This window comes from Mycoplasma miroungirhinis, from assembly GCF_013008815.1.
In the GTDB taxonomy this organism is placed as follows: domain Bacteria; phylum Bacillota_I; class Bacilli_A; order Mycoplasmatales; family Metamycoplasmataceae; genus Metamycoplasma; species Metamycoplasma miroungirhinis.
The window spans coordinates 344,681-364,241 of the sequence record NZ_CP053097.1; the positions used below are offsets into that span (position 1 = coordinate 344,681).

Annotated in this window: 15 protein-coding genes; 6 read left to right on the top strand and 9 right to left on the bottom strand. The window is 22.3% G+C overall.

Going from position 1 to position 19,561, the window contains the following annotated elements:
• Position 1 precedes the first annotated feature (1 nt).
• The 5 genes from ileS (at position 2) to HLA92_RS01610 (ending at position 6,742) form a co-directional block, all read left to right on the top strand.
• Positions 2-2,662 carry an isoleucine--tRNA ligase gene (gene ileS / locus HLA92_RS01590; protein WP_171112872.1) on the top strand — a complete coding sequence of 887 codons (2,661 nt, stop codon included), beginning with the start codon at positions 2-4 and terminating at the stop codon, positions 2,660-2,662.
• Positions 2,649-3,299 carry a signal peptidase II gene (locus tag HLA92_RS01595; RefSeq protein WP_171112875.1) on the top strand — a complete coding sequence of 217 codons (651 nt, stop codon included), beginning with the start codon at positions 2,649-2,651 and terminating at the stop codon, positions 3,297-3,299. The genes ileS and HLA92_RS01595 overlap by 14 nt, the downstream gene beginning before the upstream one ends.
• 42 nt (positions 3,300-3,341) lie before the next feature.
• Positions 3,342-3,905: an elongation factor P gene (gene efp / locus HLA92_RS01600; protein ID WP_171112877.1), complete on the top strand. Its 564-nt coding sequence runs from the start codon at positions 3,342-3,344 to the stop codon at positions 3,903-3,905.
• 3 nt (positions 3,906-3,908) lie between these two features.
• Positions 3,909-4,214 (top strand): MMB_0454 family protein, encoded by a 306-nt coding sequence (locus tag HLA92_RS01605; RefSeq protein ID WP_171112879.1) that lies wholly within the window; start codon positions 3,909-3,911, stop codon positions 4,212-4,214.
• Between the two features lie 86 nt (positions 4,215-4,300).
• Complete coding sequence (locus HLA92_RS01610; RefSeq protein ID WP_171112881.1) at positions 4,301-6,742, top strand: amino acid permease; 2,442 nt, start codon at positions 4,301-4,303, stop codon at positions 6,740-6,742.
• Positions 6,743-6,782: 40 nt separating this feature from the next.
• Here HLA92_RS01610 and HLA92_RS01615 read toward each other — a convergent pair whose 3' ends face one another.
• The 5 genes from HLA92_RS01615 to HLA92_RS01635 all read right to left on the bottom strand — a co-directional run bounded on the left by HLA92_RS01615 (position 6,783) and on the right by HLA92_RS01635 (position 12,617).
• Entirely contained in the window at positions 6,783-7,616 is an 834-nt protein-coding gene (locus tag HLA92_RS01615; protein ID WP_171112884.1) for an ArdC-like ssDNA-binding domain-containing protein, read from the bottom strand.
• Positions 7,617-7,626: 10 nt separating this feature from the next.
• Complete coding sequence (locus tag HLA92_RS01620; protein WP_171112885.1) at positions 7,627-7,863, bottom strand: hypothetical protein; 237 nt, start codon at positions 7,861-7,863, stop codon at positions 7,627-7,629.
• Positions 7,856-10,198, bottom strand: a complete 2,343-nt coding sequence (locus HLA92_RS01625; protein ID WP_171112887.1) for a coiled-coil domain-containing protein — start codon at positions 10,196-10,198, stop codon at positions 7,856-7,858. Before HLA92_RS01625 ends, HLA92_RS01620 begins: the two co-directional genes overlap by 8 nt.
• Positions 10,199-10,287: 89 nt before the next feature.
• On the bottom strand, positions 10,288-11,832 hold the full coding sequence (gene metG / locus HLA92_RS01630) for a methionine--tRNA ligase (protein ID WP_171112889.1): 1,545 nt from the start codon (positions 11,830-11,832) through the stop codon (positions 10,288-10,290).
• A 2-nt stretch (positions 11,833-11,834) separates the two neighbouring features.
• The gene (locus HLA92_RS01635) at positions 11,835-12,617 is read right to left on the bottom strand and encodes a tRNA1(Val) (adenine(37)-N6)-methyltransferase (protein WP_171112891.1); all 783 of its coding nucleotides are present in this window, start codon (positions 12,615-12,617) and stop codon (positions 11,835-11,837) included.
• 833 nt (positions 12,618-13,450) lie between these two features.
• On the opposite strand from HLA92_RS01635, the gene HLA92_RS01640 reads away from it, so the two are divergent.
• Positions 13,451-15,520, top strand: coding sequence for a P68 family surface lipoprotein (locus HLA92_RS01640; RefSeq protein WP_171112893.1), 2,070 nt, complete (start codon positions 13,451-13,453; stop codon positions 15,518-15,520).
• A gap of 214 nt (positions 15,521-15,734) precedes the next feature.
• Here HLA92_RS01640 and HLA92_RS01645 read toward each other — a convergent pair whose 3' ends face one another.
• The 4 genes from HLA92_RS01645 to HLA92_RS01660 are packed head-to-tail and all read right to left on the bottom strand — an operon-like array spanning position 15,735 to position 19,498.
• Positions 15,735-16,550 carry an ABC transporter permease family protein gene (locus tag HLA92_RS01645; protein WP_171112895.1) on the bottom strand — a complete coding sequence of 272 codons (816 nt, stop codon included), beginning with the start codon at positions 16,548-16,550 and terminating at the stop codon, positions 15,735-15,737.
• Positions 16,538-17,545, bottom strand: coding sequence for a sugar ABC transporter permease (locus HLA92_RS01650; protein ID WP_212751826.1), 1,008 nt, complete (start codon positions 17,543-17,545; stop codon positions 16,538-16,540). The genes HLA92_RS01645 and HLA92_RS01650 overlap by 13 nt, the downstream gene beginning before the upstream one ends.
• Positions 17,529-18,707, bottom strand: a complete 1,179-nt coding sequence (locus tag HLA92_RS01655) for an ABC transporter ATP-binding protein (protein ID WP_171112898.1) — start codon at positions 18,705-18,707, stop codon at positions 17,529-17,531. Before HLA92_RS01655 ends, HLA92_RS01650 begins: the two co-directional genes overlap by 17 nt.
• Entirely contained in the window at positions 18,707-19,498 is a 792-nt protein-coding gene (locus tag HLA92_RS01660; RefSeq protein WP_171112899.1) for an alpha/beta fold hydrolase, read from the bottom strand. The genes HLA92_RS01655 and HLA92_RS01660 overlap by 1 nt, the downstream gene beginning before the upstream one ends.
• Positions 19,499-19,561: the final 63 nt, after the last annotated feature.

A 19,561-nucleotide genomic window follows, 5' to 3' on the forward strand; every position in this document is an offset into this window, starting at 1 on the left:
TATGACAACAGATTATAAAAATACATTATTAATGCCTAATACTGATTTTTCTATGAAAGCAGATTTAGCAAATAAAGAAATAGAATACCATAAATATTGAAATGAAATTAATTTATACCAACAAATTTTAAAAAATAACAAACAAAAACCAAGTTTTATTCTACACGATGGACCTCCTTATGCAAATGGAAGTATTCACGTTGGACATGCTTTAAATAAAATATTAAAAGACATCATTGTAAGACAAAAATCAATGTTAGGTTTTTATAGTCCTTTTGTAGCAGGTTGAGATACTCACGGTTTACCAATAGAACATAAAATGCTACAAATTGCTAAGAAAAATCAAAATGATTTTAAAGTTGATGAATTAAGAAAAGCTTGTGCTGAATATGCATTAAGTCAAGTTGAATTACAAAAAGAAGAATTTAAAAAATTATCGCTTTTAACTGATTTTAGTGATATTTATGTAACATTAGATAAAAAAATGGAAGCAAATCAATTACGTCTTTTAAAAGAAATGATTAAAAAAGGCTTAATTTATAAAGATTTTAAACCTATTTATTGATCTCCTTCATCACAATCAGCATTAGCAGAAGCAGAAGTTGAATATGCAGATCATATTTCACCTTCAATGTATGTTGCATTTAAAGTAATAGAAGGAAATGAATTTATTTTAAAAGATGATTATGTTGTTATTTGAACAACAACACCTTGAACTTTAATTGCAAACAGTGGAGTATCTGTTAATTCAGAATTTGATTATGTTTTAGTATCACATGATAATAAAAATTATGTTGTAGCACAAAAATTACTTCCAGAACTAGTTTCATTATTTAAATGAGATGAATACAAAATTCTTAAGACTTTTAAAGGTGATAAGTTATTAAACATTAAATATCAATCACCTATAAATAAATTAATTGCTCCAGTAGTAGAAGGACATCATGTTACACTTGAAAGTGGTACTGGATTAGTTCATATGGCTCCATTATTTGGTGAAGATGACTTTTTAATTGGTAAAAAACATAATTTAGAAATGATAATGCATGTTGAAGATGATGGAAAATTAAATCATTTTGCTGGTGAATATGAAAATTTATTTTATGAAGATGCAAATATCAAAATAGGTCAATATTTAGTTGAACAAAATTTACAATTAGCATTTAAAAAAATAAAACACTCATATCCTCATGATTGAAGAACTCACTTACCTATTATTTATCGTGCAACTCCGCAATGATTTGTTAGTTTAAAACCTATTAAAGAAAATATTTTAGATTCTATTAATAAAGTGCAAACATTTAATGAATGATCAAAAAGAAGATTACATTTAATGTTAGAAGCACGTCAAAGCTGAACAATTAGTAGACAAAGAGCATGAGGTGTACCGATTACTATTTTTTATGATAAACATAAACAACCAGTGACAAACGACGAAATTTTAGATTATGTTATTAACTTAGTTGAAGAACATGGAACTGATATATGATATAAATCTGCAGTTGATGATTTATTACCTGAAAAATATCGTAATTTAGGTTATACTAAAGAAAATGATATTATGGACGTTTGATTTGATTCAGGTTCAACATCTATAGGTCTAAAACCAGGTGGAATTGAAGCTCCTTATGATTTATATTTAGAAGGAAGTGACCAATACAGAGGATGATTTAATTCATCAATGATAAATTCAGTTGCTTGAAGAAATCAAAGTCCTTATAAACAACTATTAAGTCATGGATTTGTTTTAGATGGTAAAGGACAAAAAATGTCAAAATCTAAAGGAAATGTTGTTAAACCTTTAGATGTTGTTTCAAAATATGGTGCAGATATTTTAAGATTATGAGTTGCTAATAGTGAATATACTAGCGATGTTACAATTGATGATAAAATCATGCAACAAAACATTGAAATTTATCGTAAATTAAGAAACACTTTTAAATTTATGTTAGGTGCTATTAGTGATTTTGAATACGAAGACATTAAATTAGAAGGAATTCATCTTTTAATTGCAAACAGACTAGCTAAATTAAAAAATAAAATTATTGAAGATTATAATAATTATCGTTTTATTAACATAATAAAAAATATTAATAATTTCGTAATTGATTTAAGTAGTTATTATATTTCTATATCAAAAGATTCTTTATATGCAGATTCAAAAAATAATCTAGAAAGAAAACAAATTCAATTTAATTTATACCAAATCACTTATACTTTAATGATTGCACTTGCACCAATTTTACCTACTACAAGTGAAGAAATTTATAAATTCTTCCCACAAAAAAACAAAAAACAATCAGTACATTTAGAAAATTTCTTTACAGAAGCTACTTTTAATGAAGAAATGGAAAATCAATGAAAAGAATTTTTCGAACTAAAAGACTTAGTTTATAAAAACATTGAATTGGCGATCCAAAATCAAGAAATAAAAAGACAAAATGAAGCTCATGTAATTATACATTCTCATTCTGAATTTTTAAAATCACTTGATTTAGTGAAATTATTAATGGTTGCAAAAGTAAGTTTTGGAAACGAAATGACAGTAACTAAATTACAAGATTCAGAAAAATGTCAAAGATGTTGAAACCATTTTGAAAAATCTCAAATGGTAAAAGATGTGTGTTTAAGATGTCAAAGTGTTTTAGATGAAAAACATTAAAAAAATCGATAAAGAAGAATTAAAAAACAAGATAAAAACACACTTTAAAGAAAATCAAAAACAAATCATCATTAACTTTATATCTTTTTTTCTATTATTTGCTTTTTTATTATTTATAGACTTAATTATTAAACAAATTTTTTATGTTGATGGTGAAAATATTAATTATGGTGATAAAAGAGTAACGGATTGAAAAATTATTGCTTTTGGTTCATTTTTACATAAAGGAACAACATTATTTGGACAAAAATTACCAAACTCTGTTTTACACTTTTTTAGTTTTGTAGTTTTTATAGTAAGCATTATTGCTTGTTTATTAATTAAAACAAAACGAACTTTTGTAATCGTTTTTGCACTTGCTATTATTTGCGCAGGAACATTTGGAAATATGATTGATAGAATGATTTATTTAGGAGTAAGAGATGTAATTTTTATTCCTTGAGGTAGAAACTGACTTCCTGGTGGAATATTTAACTTTGCTGATGTTACAATTGCAATTGGAGCGATATTTACAATTATTTATATTTTAGTAATTACAATAATTAATTTATATAATGATAAAAATAAAGAAAAAACTACAACTCAACAAATCAATACTGAAAATATCAACTATAATCAAGAAAATAATGAATTATAATATAAAATTAAATTATAACTTTGATATTTTTAAGGAGAAAATATGATAAATGTTAACGAATTTAAACCTGGTATAACTTTTGAAATGGATGGAAATATTTATGTTGTTTTAGAATCACAACACTCAAAACAAGGTCGTGGTCAAGCAACTGTTAAAGCTAAAGTAAAAGACTTACGTTCAGGATCAATTACTATTAAATCTTGAACAGGTGGAGATAAAGTTAAACCTGCTAGAATTGAAAAAACTTCAATGAATTTTTTATATTCAGATGGAGTAAACATAATTTTAATGGATCAAAATACTTTTGAACAAGTAGAAATTGCTATTAGTAAAATTGAATGAGAAATGAATTTTTTAGTACCTTCTTCAAATGTATTAGTAAGAAAATATGAACAAGAAATTCTAGACATAGAATTAGCACCAAACGTAGAATTAAAAGTAACAGAAGCACCAGAAGCTGTAAAAGGAAATACAACCAACAATCCACAAAAGAAAGTTACAACAGAAACAGGATTTATTGTAGAAACACCTATGTTTATAAAAGAAGGTGAAACTATTTTAGTATCAACTGAAACTGGTAAATACGTAGGAAGAGCAAATAAGTAATAAATGAATAATTTTATCAAAGTAAATTCAAAAATGAATATGTCTTACTACATTCATGAACAAGTTTTAGTAGAAACAATAAACAAATTATTTTTGTTTTTAGAAAATATAAAATTAGTTGGTTCAATTAACTTAGAAATTGAAAAACCCAAAAATAATATCTCTTATTTAATAAAATATCAAATAAGAAAAAATAGTGATTTTGTTTTTGAAACTAAAAATTTGTTATTTTTAATTGAACAAAAAATTTTTAGTTTAATAAATAAAAAACCCACAAATATAACTCTGAAATTTTGTGGTGAATTTTAGCATAGATACCATTTATATCTATGCATTTTTTTGATTTTAGTAATAAAAATTAAACACAACTAAAAAAATAAATAAAAAGGAGAAATATGAAAAGAAAATTCACTGAAAAAAGTTTTATATTTTATGGAATTAACTTTATAGTAGGTTTTGGATTTATTGCTACTATTCAAAGTGTAATAAAAAATGGTAATTATTCTTTATTAATTTTTGTTATTACATCTTTTATTGCTGCTGCAATTATGTTAGCATTTGCACGTGGAACACAATATTTTGGAAATCAAATTGGAGGTTCTTATGCATATGCAAAAGAAGCTTTTCCAAAAAGTAAATGGTTTTGATTTTTAAATGGTTGAAATCAATTTATGCAAGCTCCTTTATTTTCGGCAACTTCACCTTTATTTTTTTCAACTATTGCAAGTTTGTTTGTTAATGATGAAAAATATCAGATTTTATTATTAATTATATCTTTAATATTTTTTGTTACCTTAACTATCATTTCTTCTTTTAGTTTACATATTTCTAAAAAAGTTATTTTAGCTACTGCTATTATCAAATGAATTGTGTTTGCTTTAATTTTAGGTGTAATAGTTTATTTAGTTTCTACAAATCCAACACCTAATCTTTTTACTAAAAATAGTTCAATTCAAAAAATTACTCCATTTATTATTATTAATTCCATTTTAAGTTTTATTTATGCATATGGAGGTATAGAAGGACTTGCAGGACTTTCTACAAATGTAAAAACTAAAAATTTTAAAAAAATATTATTTTATCTTTTCGGCTTTGTTATCTTTATTTATTTAGTATTTTTTCTATTATTTTCATTTATTCCTTCATTTCAAGCAGGACAAGGTGATTATGTTGCTATTATAATGAAAAATACATTAGGTACAGCTGGATTAATAATATTTGCTATTGGTCTTTTATTTAAACAAATGACTTCAACTATTTTTTCAATGGTTTATTACTCAAAAACCATAGTTCCTTTAGCATTAGATAATTTTTTACCATCTTCGTTTGCTAAAGTAGCAAAAAATAATCAACATAAAAATGCAATTAAATTTGTAACTATTATTAGCATTTTTTCAATGATAATATTTACTATATTACCAAAATTAATCGGAGCTACTGATTCATTTACAACTATTTTATCTGCAGGAAATTTAGTGTTTTTTGTTTTATACTTAAACACCTTAATTTCTATTTTACACGTATCATTTAAAAGAAAAGAATTTAAAATACCAATTTGAGAAAAAATTTTTTATATGATTGCAACATCATTAATAATAGTGATTTTATTAATTTCTTTTATTCCTCCGATTATTAATGAAACATATGAACCATCACAATTATTAGTAATATTAAGTTATGTTTCCTTTATGATTTTAGGATTTATTGTTTGAATTTGTTATATTCTTATTAAAAGACTTAATCCTTTACATAAATTTACAATTAATTTAACAAAACAAATAAAAACTAAACAACAATTAGACAATATACAACCAACTGGTATTAATGCAATTATTAAACAATTATTTTTTACTAGTTTGAAATCAAAAGAAAAATTTATTTTATTAACTCACCAAAATGAATTTTCAATAAAACTAATTATTAATTTACTTACATCTGCATTAAATTTTCATAATAAAATAAATGAACTTCCAACAAACATAGTATATAAATTAAATACAGAACAACTTGCTTTTAGTAAAAAAAATATCAACACTATTTTTTATAATATTTTAAGCACTAAAAATCCCCAAAATACAAATATTATTTTATTTATAGAAAATATAAATTTACTAAATGATGATATTTTAGAAATTTTAAAAACATTTAAAAATAAAACTAATATAAAAATTATTGCATCAACTCAAAATGTTAATGAACATATTAAATACAATGAAATCTTTAATTTTATTTCATTAGAAAACTTATCTAAACTTCAAAAACAAGACATAATTTTATATGCAAAAGATCAACTTGTTTCTGAACATAACTTAATAATTGATAATGATGTTAATCAACTTCTAATAAAAATGATAAAAAATAATATGAATTTTAATTTTATTTTAAATCAAATAGATAATGCAGCTGCATATATAAAAACTCACAATAATCAATGATTTAAACATATTGATTCATTAAATCAAACAAAAATTAATTTAGAATATCAAAAAATAGCAAATCAAAAATTAAATAATAATAAAGATGTAATTATTTTAAATAATCAAATAAAAAATCTTGAAGATGAAATTACTACTTTACAAGACAATTATTTATGAGAACAAAATATTGCTCAAAAATTAATTTTAAGCTTACAACAACAAAAATTTTATCAACAAAAAATTCAAGAATATAAAGATAGCGATAATATTTCAGTTGCATATTTATTAGAAAATCAAATCATTGTTCAAATTCAAAAAGAAATAGATGATTTAAAAAATAAAATTAAAAATTTTCAAGCTTATAAAATTAATATCACAAAAGAAATATTTTTAAAAGCAAATAAAAGCATAACTATTTAATAGTTATGCCTTGTAATAACAGAGAAATTTCTGTGTTTTTTTATAATTTCTCTTTAATTTGTTTTGCTATTAACACAATATTTCTTAAAAATGCCTCTTTTTCAGAAACACCTAATGTTTTAATAATAGCTTGAACACTACTAAAATCATATTCAAAATTGTTTAAATTTAATGATTCTAAAATTAAAAAAGAAATCATATTTTCTTCTAAAAGTGTATTATCTAACACACCTTTATAATTATCATATTTTAAAATGATTCGAATTAACATTTTCAATAAACTTAATGATAATAAATTGTCATAGTAATTTATAAAAATTTCTTTTGTTTCAAAATTAATTTGTTCATCATTGACATCTGATAATGTTGCTTTAATATTAAATTTTAATTTTTCTAAATACTTGGTTAAGGTTTTTTCTAATGTTTCGTATGAATATTGTTTTTGGTGTTTTTTTAAGCTTTCAGTTAATTGATTATCACCAAAAACAGGAATTAATGATACTATTTTTTTCTTAAAAGTAGACACTATTCCATTTTTAATTTTTTCTTTCGTTTCATCATCTGCATATTCTCATTGTAATAGTTGATTTTCATTATCTTTAACAATAAAAGTTTTTTCTTTATAACCAATAATATATGCGGCTTTTTCGCCTTTTTTAATTTGACCACCACGTTTTTTTCATTGATTAAAAGTTAAAAATTTATTTGCTACATTATTTTGTTTAAATAAAAGTCATTGATTTGCAACATCATAAGGAAGAAATTTGCTAAGCAATTTTAAATTTAAAATAACGTTTTCAGATGAAGAAAAAAAATTATTATTTTGTTTTTTTATATATTCTAATCGCTCTAACAAATTAGAATTTAACTTCATATTTTCTAAATTAGAAATAGTAATATACTGGAACAAGGTTACTCTCCTTTGTTTCATTATTTCATTTATACGTATTACCATCTTTTGTTTTTAATTCACCATTATTAGATGAACTTACTTTTATAGTACCTATTATATTACCAATAGCTCCAAATGCTAAAGGTAATAAAGCACCTAAAAATGCAATAAAACTTCCACCTTCTAATTCAACTGCTTTTGAGTATTCCATTTCTTTAAAATTATCCACGAGTTCTATTCCATTTTCTTTCTTTGAAACTGGTATCTTTAAATTCTTTTAATGGTTTTAATATACCTTGTCTTGCTTGTTGAATTGTTAAATTATATGATTTAATTTGTTCATTTAGTGCCACTTTCAATCAATCTCCTCTACGATATATAACTTGTTCTTTTACTTTTATAAAAGATGTTTTTACTATTTCATATATATTATTAATTTGTTGTTTATCTAATCCTAAACGGTTTTGTAATTCTTGGTTAAATTCTTCATCTTGAACATCAAATAAATTACTAATATTTAAACTATTAAGCGTTAAAATTAAGAAATTTTGAACAATGTGTTCTGATAGGTATAAGTCCTTATTATTTCATAAATCAGCAACATAATTAATATCATTAATCATTAATTGTAATACTTTTATTTTTTCATTTACAATTTCATGAGCATAAGAATGTTTAGAATTTATGTATAAATTATTAATTGCACTATTTTCTTGTCTTAATGTTTGAATTTGACTTCTTAAATCTCGATTTTCTCTTTCAAGATTTGATATATTATTTTTTAAAGATGCTATTTGTTGTTTGTTATTATCAATTTCACTAATAAATGAATTTCTTTGATTATTTAAATTATTTATATTTTGTTCTAAACTACTTTTTTGGTTATTTAATGTTAGAATTTCAGATCTTAGTGCTTCTATATCTCTTAAATTTTTACTTATATCTCTTTTGTTTTTATCGATTTCAGTTGCATTAGATATTTTATCTACATTTAATTGTTCGATATTTTTCTTTTGTTGTTCAACTGAATGTTGTAAATTAGTAATTTCTAAATTTTTATTATCAATTAAAATTAATAAATTATTATAATCGTTGTTTTTATTACCTAATTGTACTTTTAATGTTTTTACATTATTTTTTAAATTTTCATTTTCTTCACCTAAATTTTCAATACTTTGTTCTAAAAGTGTAATTTGTTCTTGATTTTTTGCTAAAAGTGTGTTATTTACTTCTATTTGTTTTTGTAATCTATCTATTTCATTACGTAAGTTTAAAATAGTTTCATTTAAATCATTTAATTTAGCTAAATTAGTATTATTTAATTCAGAATATTTAATTAAAATATCTTCAAAATAATTGTTTAAATTTTGTATATATTCAGTAATATCATTTTTGAAAGTTAAAATTGTTGCTCCATTGTCTAATAATTCATTTAAATTAGAATTTTCATTAATGTAATTTACTAATTTAGCATATGCTTCTTTTAAACTATCATATGTGGGATTATTTTTATAATATTCTTCTAAAATAGAATTATTTACTAAATAATCTGCATTTTTTAAGTAAAATGTTTTTAAATTTTCTATACTAGTTTGATAATTATTGACAATATTAATAAAATCATTTTTAATTTTATTTAATTCAAGATTTTTTTGTTCAACTAAAGCTTTATCTGAATTTATTTTTTTATTTTCATCTGATAATTTATTATTTACTAAAATAAGTTCTTGATTTTGAGTACTTATTTGTTGATTTTCTAAACTTAATTGACTATTTACTTTATTGTTTAAATCAATTTGATTTTGTAAATTATTGTTTTGATTTTGAAACTCTACGTTCTTAAATCTAAGATTTTCATTAGCTGAATGTAAGTTCTGATTTTCTAAACTTAATTGACTATTTTCTTTATTTTTTAAATCAATTTGATTTTGTAAATTATTGTTTTGATTTTGAAACTCTAAATTTTGAGAAGTAAGATTTTCGTTAGCTGAATGTAAGTTCTGATTTTCTAAACTTAATTGACTATTTTCTTTATTTTTTAAATCAATTTGATTTTGTAAATTATTGTTTTGATTTTGAAACTCTAAATTTTGAGAAGTAAGATTTTCATTAGCTGAATGTAGATTATGATTAATTACATTTAACTCTTGATTTTCTTGATTTTGTTTAAAAATTTGAGATTCTAGTAAAGAGTTTTTAGTAGTTATATCTTTATTTTTAGATATAAGTTCTTGATTAGCTGAATTTAAGTTCTGATTTTCTAAACTTAATTGTTCATTTTGATTAGTTTGTTTAGTAATTTCTGATTCTAATAAATTATTTTTATTTTTTATATCTGAATTTTGTAAAATAAGTTTTTTGTTTTCTTCTAATTTACTTTTAATAATTAAGTTTTTATCTTTAATAGTATTTGATTTAATGTAATTTATTTTAGTTAGTATTAAAGTCGGAATAGTAATAGCTGCTGATGCTAATAAAATACAAGCAAAAATAACAAGTTTTTTATCTGTTTTTTTGTTTTTAACTTTTATAAAACTAAAATTTTTATTTTTTGTATTATGCATTTTCTCCTTTCACTATTTAAAGTAAAAAACCTAAGAAAAAAATAAAAAAAGATGCACCAATTTTAGTGACATCTATAAACTATTTTTTGTTATTTTATTCTACTAAATAATATTTCATTTACATTAATTTGTTTATTATCAAATTTATTATTAATATTTATTAAATTAAAATCAAGTTTATCAATATTTAAAAACTCTGAAATTTTTTGCATATTATTAGGTAATACAACACTAAGCATAACAGCTACTGCATATATTCCATTTAATAATGTATTTAAAACTATATTTAATCTTTGTAAATTATCTTTTAATTTTCAAGGAGTGGTTTTATCTATATATAAATTTAATGTTTTTGATAAACTAATAGCTTCTTTTAATGCTTTGTCGATTTCAAAGTTATCAAAGTAATTTTGATAGTTGATAAAATATTGTTCAATATTTTTATAAACTTCTAAATCTAATGATTCTAAATTATCTTGGTCATAAAAAGTTCCGTTTGAAAAACTTTGATTTATCATTGCTGATGTTCTATTTACTAAGTTACCAAAATTATTGGCTAAATCAGAATTTAAACAATTTTTAAAGGCAATTTCATCATATACACCATCATTATCAATTGAAAATTGTGACATAAAAAAATATTTAGTTTGTTCTGCTCCATATGTTTCGATTAATTTATAAGGATCAACTACATTACCTTTAGATTTAGACATTTTTCCTTCACTGGTAATAATTCAACCATGACTTAATATTTTAGTAGGTAAATTAATATCTAAACTTTTTAGAAAAATAGGTCAATAAATACAATGGAATCTTGTAATTTCTTTACCAACAATATGAACTCTTTGAGTTCCATTAACTCAATATTTTTGATACAAACTATCATCTTCTTCTAAATAATTTAAAGCAGTTAAATAATTAAATAAAGCATCTAATCATACATAAATTACATGTTTAAATTTAGATTCACAAGCAACTTGAATACCTCAATCAAAACTTATTCTAGTTACACTTAAATCTTCAAGACCCTTATTAATAAAATTATTTAAAAGTTCATTTTTTACTTTCGAAGAACTAATAAATTTAGAATTATTTTCATAAAAATCAATAATTCATTGATTAAATCTTTTCATATCAAAGAAATATGTTTCTTCTGTTATTTCTACTAATTCATGACCACTTGTAGGATGATAATATTTATTATCTTTTTCAATGGCTTGAGTTTTGGTTAAATATTCTTCATCACTTATTGAATATAAGCCTGAATATTGGCCTAAATAAATATAACCTTTTTCAAGCATTTTTTGAAAAATCTTTTGGATTGTTAAAATATGTTTAGGAGATGTAGTACGACTAAAAAAATCATAATGTAAATTAGCTTTATTTCATAAATCTTTAAATTGTTCACTTGCTTGATTTACAAATTCTAATGTATCAATATTTGCTTTTTGAGCTGCTTTTTGAATTTTTTGTCCGTGTTCATCAATACCTGTAACTAAATAACAGTCATATCCATTTAATTTTTTGAAATTATATAAAGTATTAGCTATAGTTGTTGTATAAAAATGTCCTATATGTAATTTACCATTAGGATAATAAATTGGTGTTGAAATATAAAAAGTTTTTTTATTCATAATTACTCCTCGATTTTAATTGGTTTATATAATTTTTTTACTTTTTGAGTATATACGTGATTGTTTTTATTTTGGGGATGTAAATAAATATTTTCTAAATAATAAGTACCTCAACCTGTATTAAATCTAGCTTCTACTAAACAAAATTTAGCAACGTCATTAACTCTAGGATAAACAAGCTGAATTCGTTTAGGTTCAAAATTATATTTTCGCATTAAACTAATACAATCTATAAATCTACTCATAGGTAAAACAATAGCTAAATAACCTTTTTGTTCAATGATTTTACTACTTTTTGAAATTAGTTGTTCTAAATTTAAAGTAATTTCATGAGTGGCAATTTCTTTAAATTTATTTGTATTTTTCCGTTTGATATTGTTTAATTCATTATAATATGGTGGATTTGCTACAATGAGTTGATATTTTTTAAAGCGATTATTTCCAATTTCATTACATAAATATTGAACATATTGATTAAAATCTCCATGAATTATATTTATTTTATTTTCTAAATTATTCATTTTTACATTATACAAAGCAAGTTCACAAGCTTCTTTTTGAATCTCTAGTGCATCAATATGAATTTTATTAGCACGATTAGCAATAAAAATACTTAATGCACCATTATTTGTACCAACTTCTAAAATATGCTGAATTTTTCGATTTAAGCTACAAAAATTTCCAAGTAAAATAGTATCAACTGAGTAGTTAAACATTTCTTTATCTTGATAAATTTCCAAACCATCTTGATATCCTAAATTATTTTTCACTCAACTAGATTTCATGAGTTAATTATAACAAAAATTAAGTTCTAAAGTACTTAAGATAACAAAATAAAAAATAAATTTTTGTATGTTAGTTTCTAAAATTTAATAGCTTTTTTAGAAAATTTTAAGTAAATTTATATATATATATATATTGTGTAAAATTAAAATTATATAAATACAAAAAAGGATAATAAAATGGGTTCTCATAAAAGTAAAATAAAAATACTTTTACTTTCAATTTTCTTTGGATATGTTGGATGAGATAAATATTATGGTGGTAGGTATTACTAGGATTTTTTAAAACCATAACTTTAGATGGATTAGGAATCTGATGAATTGTAGATATTATTCTAGCAATTTTTGGATTACAATGAGATGTTAATTCTTCTACAGTAAAAAGAAAATTATCAACATTAATAATTCTTACTATTTTTTACCTGGAGTGATAGAATCTATGCTGGAAGAATTCTTTTAGGATTTTTAAAAGCATTTACATTTAGTGGTTTAGGAATTTGATGAATTATCGATATTATTTTTGCAATAGCAAAAAAATATAAATTCATACGGAAACTACATAGTATAGTAAAGAATTAATATTCTAAATTCCATACAATATTAAAATATCAAGGCAAAATCGTACTTGATATTTTATTTAGAAAAATTTGAATTTTTATTAAATTATTATTGTATTTGTTATAAACACAGTACTAAAAACCATTTTTAAAATAAAATTTTAAGTAATTTTTATTGAAAAAAAGCATTTTATTTTCTTTATTTTTCAATATAGTTTTATAATTTTATTATATTAAAAAAAGAAAAAATAAATTTATAAGGAAAATAAAGTAAAAAAAATGAAAAAATCTAAAAAAATATTATTTAGTTTTGCAAGTTTAGGGGTTGCTCTTTCTTTAGTTTCTGTTCCTTTTATAGCTGCAGCTTGTACACAGGCTAAAAGTGATACAGAACTTAATGCAGATAGTGCCGTTAAACAATTAGAAGAAAAATATAATAAAGAAAAAAATAGTTTATCAGATGAAGAAAAAGCTAAAAGAGAACAAGAAATACAAGAATTCAAAGATGCAATAGCAAATAAAAACACTAATGCAATACAACAAAAAATTGATAAATTTAAAGCTACAAAACCAATAATTTTTTCAGCACCACAAGGAAAATTTTGACCACTTATGACTGCTGTTGCACCTATCATTCAATACTACAATGAATCACACAAACATGATAAAGACTTTTTACCAGTTGTTTTAAAAACACAAGAAGATATTAAAACATTTTCACAAACTGAATTAGTTAATCAAACAATAAGAGCATTTGATGAAAAAGATGACGAACAAAATATTAGTAGTATTTTATTAGGAGATCAAATTGGTGCATCTATTTTAAATTCTAAAGATAGATTATTAGATATGAAAGATGCATTCAATGTAAAATTTGATGAAAAAATTAAAGATGTTCATAGTGAACTACCTGGTGAAGATATAAATGATAAATCAAAAATTTATAGTATTCCATTTGACTTATCAGATACAGATGGTTTAATATTTAACTTAGATGTAATGAATAAGTTATTTGAAATAATTAAAGGTGCTGGTGGAGAAGTATCAGGAACTATTTATGATAAAGCAGTTGCTGCATCTAAAACTGGAAATTCAATTCCTGAAAGAAGTCCTTTTTATGCTATTAAAGCAAAAACAACAAACAATTTAAATACTATGAAGGTAACTGATAAAACATTTGAAACATTTAAAGGTGTTAAAGATTTTGTTACTCAAGTTTATGAAAACACAGAATTTGATCAAACAAAAATGGGAAAAGTAACCAAAAATGGTAGATTATTATCAATCGATTACCAAGGTGATGTATTCTTAAAAGAACTAGTTTCAAAAACTCAAGAACAACCAAAATTATGAAATTTAAAAGCTAATGATAATGCTGTTGAAAAATCAGTAATTGATTATTCAAATCTAAAAAATAAAGAATCAGCTCAAGCCAAAAATTTTGTTGCATTATGAGATGAATACAAAAACTCAATTAAACACCAACAAATTAAAGCTGCGGATTCAACTGTATCAAAACCAATTAATTTCCAATCTATTCAATTTAAAGAAAATGGAGTAATTGATTGAGGTGGATTTGATTTAATGCGTTTTGAAGCTGCTATTGCTTTTGGTGCTGTTGTAGGTGATGCAAGAATTAAACAATCACCAATATCAGTAGCATACCATTTAGATGCATTCAAAATTACTGATGAAACACAAAGAAAAGCAGAATATAGTTTATGAACAAAAGATGAAGACATGTTAGTATCATCATCTATTGATAAATATTCACCAGAATCAAAACAAGTATTTTGAGAAGGTGGATCAAGTTTATTAGCAGTTAAATCAGATGACGAAGAAAAAAATAAAGCTACAATTAATTTCTTGAATTTCTTATTCAACGGAAAAACAGAAACACCAGATAAAAAAATGATAGATAACTGATTATTTATTGCTGAAACTTCAGGTTACATCGTTCCAACTGCAGCTGTTGTAACTAATGACAAATTACAAGAATTAAAAACTCGTCAAACAGAGTTAAGAAGCAAATTTGAAGCAAAAGCTAAAGAATTAGGCGAAAATGGTAAAAACTTCTTAGTTAAAGATTCTATAAGAGATTACTTAGCTACTGCTGTATATAACTTAGAATCTGCTATCGTATCACTTGAATCAATATTAAAATTTGCTAAAGGATCAGCACATGATACAAATTATGTTGGTGATTCAAAATCAGTAAAATTAGCAGGAAAAATATCAAATGAATTACTAGAATTATCACAACTAGATGCTAACAATAATGCAAAATCAACAAAATCAGGTAAAGATGTTCTAAATGAACTTCAAGCTGAAGAAGCAAAAGAAAAATAATTTATAGATTAATCTATTATATTTAACATAAATAAGATTAATATAATTAAATATCAAGTATGAATTTTATACTTGGTATTTTTTATTAATTAATACTAGAAGCGAGATTAAGTATATAACTAATTAAAGGGTCTTAAATAATTAAGAAAAATAAATAAAATATCAAGTACGATTAATACTTGATATCTCTTATTTACTTAAAATTTTAAAATTATTATCTTGTTGATTTATTTACTCATTTAGAAAATACTAAATAAATACTTAATGGAATTACAGAAGCTATGAAACTTCCAGCTGCAATTATATTATTATGTATATTTGTATAACCTTTTGGTACAGGGAATAAAAATCATTGTGAAATATTTTTATCTGATGAACCTCTAAATAAATATAAAGGCCATAAAAAGTCATTTCATACTTGAATAGTAGTAAAAATAATTAGAAGTAAATATGATAGTTTTAGATCTGAAAAATACACATAAAATATTTTTTCATATCATTTTAAATTATCATTTAAAGCTAATCTACCTTTAGTTTGACTAACATTTAGTGCTACTTTAAATGTATATGAAAATATAAAGAAACTAAATATACCATTAGTTATTAAACTTAATCAATACTTATTTGTTAAATTTCAAGTATTTAAGTTATATTTAAGAGCAGAATATAAAACAAACTCAGGAATAACACTAATTGCAATTAAAAAATAAATAATAAAGTTTTGAATTGATTTCTTTTTTAATTTTATTAAACCTGCTATTGCTAGTGAATAAACAACAATTCTTAATATTAATAAAGAGAAAATAGCAGAAACAGTGATTCCAAAAGCTTTTAAAAGCTCTTTGTTTCAAACATTTTGGAAACTACTTAATGTTGGTTTTTTTATTGATATAGTAATAACATTATTATCTATATCAATATCATTTTTTAAAGCAATTAACAATAAATAATAAAGAGGGAATAAAATGATAATTGCAAAAATTATTAAAATTAAAACTTTTATAATTTCTTTGCTTATTACTGTAAACATATTCCCCCCCCGCTTTTAGCAAGTTTGGAATTTCTTATTTTGGAAATTACCTTTTTTACTAAAAACTTATGGATTAATATAGACAGTTTTTTCATATGTTTAAATCTAAATAAATATACTAAAAACATTAATAAAATAGCATAAACAAATACTAATATACTAGCTGCATAAGCTTTTTGTGCATCATAATAAAATTCTTGACCAACTCCAGCACCTAAAAATCTTAAAATATAATTGCTTACAGTAAATGCATGATTTTTAGTATAATTATAATTATCTTCTAATATTGCATTTGGATATAATAAAAATGCAAAAATAAAATTAGTTATTGTAATTGAAAATATAGTTACTTTTAATTCTTGAAAATAAACATATCTAATTTTGGAAAAAGTTTTTAAATTATCTGTTTGAATTATTTTTTTATATTTTATATTTGCTTTATTAATAGCAGCTGCAAATAAAATAATATTAAATGGTAAACTTCTTCATACTTGGAAAAGAACAAAATACCATACTATATCTAATGTTTTTGCAGTAAAACTAAACTTATTATTTGCAAATATTTTAAAGAAAACGTTTGTATCACCAAATAAAAGAACAAAAGAAATTCCAACTGCAAAACCTGAAAGAAAAAATTGAGAATAAAAGACAGTTAAAAAAGCTGATCTAGCTAATTTTAAAATAAAAGATTCAATTAAAAATGCTATAAAAAAAGCAAAAATAAAACTTATAAAAGTAGCAACAAAAAGTACGATAGTTGAATTTTTTATTGCTGATCAAAAATTATTATCTTTTCAAACATAATTAAAATTATCAAGACCAATTTCAGTTATTGTTAATTTATTTCTATAAGGATGAGTTTCAAATGCCCCATTAATAGATTGAATAATTGGTAAAATAGTAAATAAAATAATTAAAACAAAAAGAGGAGTTAAATAAATAGAACCTAAAATATTATCAGTATTTTTAAATCATGATTTAACTTTTATAAACACGATTACCTTCTTTTGAAAAACGAAAAACATCTTCATCATCAAAACTAATTTTGATTTTTTCACCTACAAAAAAACTGATATATTTTGATAAAATATTAATTTTATAGTCATTAAATAAAACAGTGTAATTTATTGAATCACCTAAATGTTTAAATGAAAGTATTTCTGCATTTGGTTCATCACTTGGTTGCATTGTAATTTTATTATGACGAATATAATAATCGTAATTTTCATCCGATTTTATTAAGTTTATTTCAGGAAAACCAATAAATTTTGCCACAAAGATACTTTGTGGATCATTATATAAATCTTCTGGTGAAGAATTTTGTACTATGTGACCATCATTCATTAAAATAATTTTATCACCTAGTTTCATTGCATCTTGTTGATCATGAGTTACCATTATCATTGATAAATTAAATTCTTTTTGTAAAGAAGCAATTCATTTGATCGTATTTTCTTTAATTTTTGCATCCAATGCACTAAATGGTTCATCTAAAATAATAATTTGACAATTTTTGATAATTGCTTTAGCAAAAGCAACTCTTTGTTTTTGTCCTCCACTTAATTGTCCTGTTTTTTTCTTTTGATATTCAAAAATTTCTAATTTTTTTCCTACTACTTCTCATTGTTCTTTAAACATTTCTTTTAATGAAAGAATTTTAAAAAATGTTTTAATTTGTTTGAATTTTAGACAAAATACATATAATCTAAAATAAAAAAATATGTATTTAAAAAATAAATGATGTTTCGGGTTTTTTAATAAATTAATTATTTTATTAACTTTTTGTTTTTGTTTTTGACTAAGAAAAGGCAATATTTTTTGAGTTGCTTCTAGTCTTTTTTGTTTTACTCAATTTGGTGTATTTTTTGCACTAAGATAAACATTTAAAAATACAGAAATATTAGGATAAACATTTTGTTCTTGCATTATATATCCTATTTCATAAATTTTAGGATTATTTAATACTTCTATTTTTCCTTTAGTTGGTTTTAAAAAACCACTAATTAAGTTCAATAATGTTGTTTTACCTGAACCTGAAGGTCCTAATAAAACTGTAATTTTATTTTTTAGAATGTCTAATTTATTAATATTCAAAATTGATTTTTTTTCATATTTAAATTCTAAATCATTTATTTCAATTAGATTTTCAGTTTTCATTATTTTTCTCTTAAAAATGGGGTAACTATTTTCATAAATTCTTCAAAATTTTCTTCATACATCATATGTCCAGTTTTTGGAATATATGTTGTTTTAACATTTTTTACATTATCTTTAAAATATTGAAGACATGTATCTCGATCAATAACACCATCTTTTTCACCTAAAATAAGTAAAGTAGGAACATTTATTGCATTTAAACCTGCTTCGATTTTATTCATTAATTCTAAATTTGGTAAACTATTTCCTAATTTTACAATAGTTTCATTATTATAATCATGTGGATCAAAAAGTTGTTCTTTTTGTTTCATTCAATCTAAGTTATTTGTAAATTCACTAATATCGTAGTATAGTACTGATAAAAACTTCAAGTATTCTTGAAATGTTTTTGGAAAATATGTATCTAAATAACTATCTAGTTTTGCTAATGATGTTTTATTCATTGGTGCTATATAAATCATTTTTGAAAATAATTCAGGACGTTTTTTATAAGCTAATGAAATTATTCCTCCACCCATACTATGACCAACAAGAATAACGTTTTTTAAGTTATTATCATCTATAAATTTAATTAATATATTACTAAATGATTCAACACTAACTTCATCGTTATCTAATGGTTTTAAATTATTATTTCCGGGAAAAGAAATTGCATAATAATCGTTTTCTTTTCAATTTTGTGCAAAAGTATTAAATCTTTCACAATTTGAATTAAATCCATGAACAAAAATAATTGGTTGTTCTTGTTTTTTATTATCTATAAATATATAAGGATATTTATAATTAATCATATTTCTCCTTTTTCTTTTTTTATTTTCTATAATAAAATTTTATTATTTTTTTATAAAAATTAA